We start from the raw sequence: 3,867 nt of genomic DNA, 5'->3' as shown, positions 1-3,867 counted from the left end.
TCTCGCGGCAATCTCGGTTTTTGTCGAGCCGGTGGAAAAGAATTCCCGTAAGGAAGGCGCCGGCAATAGTGGCGCGACACACGTACTAGTCAAGCGGCAGGCATGCAGCAAGCGCCGCGGCCGTGAGGAAGGTGCGCAGCGAGAGGTTGCTCATATCTTGGTGGGCCGAGGAATTACTTGGAAGGCTTGTATTCTATGGCAGAAGCAAATTGCTGCAACGTGGCCTGGGGCACTTCACCTAACAAGGTAATCCAGAAATCCCCTTGCCGCTTGACTAGTACGTGTGTCGCGCCACTATTGCCGGCGCCTTCCTTACGGGAATTCTTTTCCACCGGCTCGACAAAAACCGAGATTGCCGCGAGGCCGTCGGAGAAAACGGCTTGATCGACGGGAATGGGCGCTTGGCCCTCCTCACGCGACGCCATAGGCCGGCGCAACTCGCGAATCTCACGGAAACCGGGGACATTGGGCGCGATTTTCCAGCCTTGCGCCTGCATGTCGACCGGCTGAACCGGCGGCCGCACGACCGTCCATCCGTTGATGTTCTTGATCCCGCTCGCAATTGCCGCACGATCGACTGTGCCGCCTATTGTCACTTGCGAAAATGAAAGCTGCTCGAGCACCTGGCCGTCGGGGCCGAGCGTCTGGGCACGCAGCAAAAGACCGGTCTTCGTATCGGACCAAAGCTTGTAGGCAAAGCGCCAGGCGTCTTTCGGATCAAGCTCGATGACCTGGCAGTCGATACCCGCGACACGATCCGCGCCGAGCATTTTCGGTTCATAGACGGACAAGACCTGTTCGCCGCCGGTAGCAAGCAGCGACGGGAACGAATCCTTGTTCTGACGTTTTTCGACGACCAGCAGATGACGTTCGGGCACGAACGTGTACATGTCGTCGTCGTGGCGGAGCATCTTGCGGGGCTTGCCATCGAGACTTTCCAGCGACTCGTACTCGCCGTCGCTGCGCGCTGCCGAGTGTGTAATTCGCGACGACTGCACCGTTGTCCCACGCTGATAGACGAAGGTGCCTTCGTAATTCTGCTGCTGTGCGGCTTCGTGAATCCGATTGAGCAGGTCCGCAGCGGACTTGCGCGAGGCGGCAGAAACACCGCCCTGCGGTAAGCCGCCCTGCGCGTAAGCGCCCGATGCTGCGGATACCAACGCGGCTGCACAGAACAACAAAACCGGCAGCCGGCCCCAAAGAGTCGTTTTCTTCAACCGCACAAGTTGCATCAGTTATTGACCCTGGCTCGTAGCCGCAGTGCGGATCAAAGGCGTCGAGCCCGGCATGACGGGCTGTTGCGAGAATTGCTGATGCGCTTCCAGATACTGGTCGAGACTTGCATCACGGATGATGTTCGCTTCGACGACCGGCGAACGCAGCGTAGCAGCCGGCACCGAGGCCATTGCGACGCGCTGCACATGATCCGACGACGATACGCTCGCCATTTGCACGCCGCTGTGGTTGTCGACGCCCTGCAACTGCGGCACGACGATCCACGTGAGCGTTGCCGCAGCGGCCGCGACAGCGAAAGCCGGAACTACGCGACGGCGGAACATGCCTGAACGCGCACGTTCAGCCGATGCCGCCGGAATGGCCGCAGGCGCAAATACATGCGCTTCGGCTTCAAAACGCGCTGAAAATGCGTTCATGAACGCGCTGCTGGCTGCGGGACTGGCCGCGAGATCGTCGGAACGCAGTGCGTCGCCGATCAGGTGATAGTCCGACCACGCCGCGCGGTCTTTTTGCGTAAATCCGGAAAGAAATTGGCTCAAATCCCCCGAATCGTCGAAGGATTCCCCATCGACAAAAGCGGAAAGACGCTCGCCTCGCGTACCAGCTTGCGATTGCACCGAAACCGACCCCATGATGCTCCCCATCTTGACTGCCCCTAGTGACACTACCTGACCCAGATACCGCGTCCCTGCCCCGCGCAGCCTCGCTGCTACCAGCGTTTGCCTTCGGGAGTGTCCAGCAATGGACGCAACTTTGCCGCAATGGCTTCGCGAGCACGAAAAATTCTCGATCTGACGGTCCCGATAGGGCAATTCATCATCTCGGCGATTTCTTCGTAGCTCAGACCTTCAATTTCACGAAGAGTTATGGCGGTGCGCAGTTCTTCCGGTAAAACCGCCATCGCAGCATTGACCGTCTGTGCGATCTGCTTGCTCATCAACATCGACTCGGGCGTGTTGATATCCCTTAGTTGGTCTGCGTCGGAGAAAGTTTCCGCTTCTTCTGCATCAGCTTCGGTAGAAGTTGGAGCACGCCGGCTTTGAGTGGCAAGATAGTTCTTTGCCGTGTTCACCGCAATCCGGTAAAGCCACGTGTAAAACGCCGATTCTCCGCGAAATTGCGGCAACGCGCGATAAGCCTTGATAAAGGCGTCTTGCGCGACGTCCTCTACTTCGGCGGGGTCGCGGACGAGCCGCGAAATGAGCCGGATAATCTTGCGCTGATATTTGGCGACCAGAAGCTCGAACGCTGCCTTATCGCCCTTCTGCACGCGTTCGACCAGTACCTGATCGATTTCTTTTTCGCTCACCTGGGAAATCCGTTAACTTTGGGGGTGCTACGCGGAGGGCTATTGTAGCGTTACGCCGCCGGGACGCGCCGGATGCTGATGGGCGGTTACAAGCGTTACAGGTGTTCCTGGGCGCAGCGCCGGGCGCGAACAGCCAGTTCACGAAACACGCCGGCACTGGCGAGCGCGTCCGCAGGAACGAGCAAGGGCTCGGAACGCCCCTCGGCAGAAACCAGGATCAGTGCAAGCAGGCGATCGCTCCACTGGGCGCAACCCGATATTTGCCGATATTGCGAACGGCCCTCACGGTCCCAGGTCGTCAACCCATCCTGACCGATCTCGAATGCCACTGGCCGGCGACGTTCGCGCCTGAACGCAATGCCGCCAAGCCCGACCGTGACTACGAGCGCCGCGACGCAGGCATCGAATAATCCGCTGTACGCCGCAACCGACTCGAATACGGCGCCGGCCGCGACCGCCATGAACGCCAGCGTGGCAGCCCATAACAAGCGCGACCGGATGATTTTCTGACGGCGGGAAAAACCGGCGATACCATCCAACGATGCTTCCCGCTGCAATACAGGCTCCGACTTACGCACATTCGCGACCACTGGGCGGCGTGCTCAGCAAGCTTCAGTGACGCTTGAAAACGAGCGTACCGTTCGTGCCGCCGAAGCCGAACGAATTTTTCAGTGCCACGTCGATCTTCATTTCCCGCGCTTCGTTCGCGCAGTAGTCCAGGTCGCACTGCGGGTCCTGATTGAAGATGTTGATGGTCGGCGGCGACACCTGGTGATGCAGCGCCAGCACCGTGAACACCGACTCCAGACCGCCGGCGCCGCCGAGCAGGTGCCCGGTCATCGACTTGGTAGAGTTCACGACGATTTTCTTGGCGTGATCGCCGAACATGTTCTTGATGCCGACGGTTTCCGCCAGATCGCCCAGCGGCGTGGAGGTGCCGTGCGCATTCAGGTAATGCACTTCGTCGGGGTTGATCTGGGCGTTTTTCAGCGCATTGCGCATGCTGCGGCGCGCGCCGTCGCCATCTTCCGGCGGAGCGGTCATGTGATACGCGTCACCGCTCATGCCGTAGCCGCTGACTTCTGCGTAGATCTTCGCGCCACGGGCCTTCGCGTGCTCGTACTCTTCGAGCACCATCACGCCTGCGCCTTCACCCAGGACAAAACCGTCGCGATCCTTGTCCCACGGACGGCTTGCCGCTGACTTCTGCGTAGATCTTCGCGCCACGGGCCTTCGCGTGCTCGTACTCTTCGAGCACCATCACGCCTGCGCCTTCACCCAGGACAAAACCGTCGCGATCCTTGTCCCACGGACGGCTTGCC

Annotated in this window: 5 protein-coding genes and 2 pseudogenes; 1 reads left to right on the top strand and 6 read right to left on the bottom strand. The window is 60.0% G+C overall.

The annotated features are described in order from the left end of the window. Positions 1-100: pseudogene (locus ACRXB1_RS32565) on the top strand (MucB/RseB C-terminal domain-containing protein); the annotation flags it as partial. 73 nt (positions 101-173) lie between these two features. On the opposite strand, the gene ACRXB1_RS32560 reads toward ACRXB1_RS32565, so the two are convergent. The 6 genes and pseudogenes from ACRXB1_RS32560 to ACRXB1_RS32535 form a co-directional block, all read right to left on the bottom strand. Beyond that, complete coding sequence (locus ACRXB1_RS32560) at positions 174-1,232, bottom strand: MucB/RseB C-terminal domain-containing protein (protein ID WP_075357149.1); 1,059 nt, start codon at positions 1,230-1,232, stop codon at positions 174-176. A gap of 3 nt (positions 1,233-1,235) precedes the next feature. Next, the gene (locus ACRXB1_RS32555; RefSeq protein ID WP_075357150.1) at positions 1,236-1,868 is read right to left on the bottom strand and encodes a sigma-E factor negative regulatory protein; all 633 of its coding nucleotides are present in this window, start codon (positions 1,866-1,868) and stop codon (positions 1,236-1,238) included. A gap of 77 nt (positions 1,869-1,945) precedes the next feature. After that, positions 1,946-2,545, bottom strand: coding sequence for an RNA polymerase sigma factor RpoE (rpoE, locus tag ACRXB1_RS32550; RefSeq protein ID WP_031363443.1), 600 nt, complete (start codon positions 2,543-2,545; stop codon positions 1,946-1,948). A gap of 95 nt (positions 2,546-2,640) precedes the next feature. Next, positions 2,641-3,084, bottom strand: coding sequence for a hypothetical protein (locus ACRXB1_RS32545; protein ID WP_449494373.1), 444 nt, complete (start codon positions 3,082-3,084; stop codon positions 2,641-2,643). Between the two features lie 73 nt (positions 3,085-3,157). Beyond that, positions 3,158-3,745 (bottom strand): annotated as a pseudogene (locus ACRXB1_RS32540) (beta-ketoacyl synthase N-terminal-like domain-containing protein); the annotation flags it as partial. Beyond that, a partial coding sequence (locus ACRXB1_RS32535; RefSeq protein WP_449494374.1) for a beta-ketoacyl synthase N-terminal-like domain-containing protein occupies positions 3,696-3,867 on the bottom strand: 172 nt, incomplete at its 5' end. The gene ACRXB1_RS32535 and the pseudogene ACRXB1_RS32540, both read right to left, overlap by 50 nt.

The sequence above is a fragment of the Caballeronia sp. M23-90 genome, assembly GCF_053574605.1.
Note: the sequence above shows the minus strand (reverse complement) of the source record. Positions and strands in the feature narration are given on the sequence as shown.

Excerpts from the sequence above, each read along its gene's own strand:
- ACRXB1_RS32560 (WP_075357149.1), bottom strand. The coding sequence starts at position 1,232 with ATGCAACTTGTGCGGTTGAAGAAAACGACTCTTTGGGGCCGGCTGCCG.
- ACRXB1_RS32555 (WP_075357150.1), bottom strand. The coding sequence starts at position 1,868 with ATGGGGTCGGTTTCGGTGCAATCGCAAGCTGGTACGCGAGGCGAGCGT.